Consider the following 1,103-nt stretch of genomic DNA (forward strand, 5'->3'; position numbering starts at 1 on the left):
GTTCCGCTGTACACCGCGGAGTTGTTGAACCTGGGCAAGTTTCCCTACAAATCCAGCTGGGTCGAGAACGACGCGACGGGCAAGCCGCGCATGCAGTACGACGGCAGCCCGGCGATCCGCTACATGGAGTATCCGGTGCTCACCGGGCTCTACCAGTACGTGTCGATGTCGTTGGCCAAGACCTACACCGCGGTGACCAAGCTGGTGTCGGTGCCGCTCATCGCCGAAGTGGTGATGTTCTTCAACATCTCGGCTTTCGGCCTGGCACTGGCCTGGTTGGCCACGGTATGGGCCACCTCGCGATTGGCCGGCCGGCGGGTGTGGGATGCCGCGCTGGTGGCAGGCTCGCCGATCGTGATCTTCCAGGTGTTCACCAATTTCGACGCGTTGGCGACTGCTGCCGCCGCGGGCGCGATGCTGGCCTGGGCCCGGCGAAAACCGGTGTGGGCCGGGGCGCTGATCGGAATCGGCGTGGCGGCCAAGCTGTACCCGCTGCTGCTGTTCGTCCCGCTGCTGCTGCTCGGGCTGCGCACGGGGCGCCTGCGCGAGGTCGGTAAGGCCGCGGTGACCGCGGTCGTGACGTGGTTGGTGATCAATCTGCCGATCATGGTGCTCTTCCCACGGGGATGGTCAGAGTTCTTCCGGCTCAACACCCGTCGCGGCGATGACATGGACTCGCTCTACAACGTGGTGAAGTCGTTCAGCGACTGGCGCGGCTTCGACCCGGATCTCGGTTTCTGGCAGCCGCCGACGGTGCTCAACACCGTCACCGCCGTGTTGTTCGCGGCCTGCTGTATCGCGATCGGCTACATCGCGCTGACCGCACCGCAGCGGCCGCGGGTGGCGCAACTGGCATTCCTGGTGGTGGCCGCGTTCCTGCTGACCAACAAGGTGTGGAGCCCGCAGTTCTCGCTGTGGCTGGTGCCGCTGGCGGTGCTGGCCCTGCCGCATCGCCGAATCCTGTTGGCGTGGATGACGATCGACGCCCTGGTGTGGGTGCCGCGCATGCTCTACCTGTACGGCGAACAGAACAAAGGTCTGCCCGAACAGTGGTTCACCACCACGGTGTTGGTTCGCGACCTTGCGGTGATCGTGTTGTGTGC

The 1,103-nt window shown here is 65.2% G+C and carries 1 protein-coding gene; it reads left to right on the top strand.

Features of this window, described 5'->3' with window-relative positions:
* A partial coding sequence (locus ACWGPE_RS19170; RefSeq protein ID WP_452049342.1) for a glycosyltransferase family 87 protein occupies positions 1-1,103 on the top strand: 1,103 nt, incomplete at both ends.

The sequence above is a fragment of the Agromyces sp. NPDC055658 genome, from assembly GCF_053618155.1.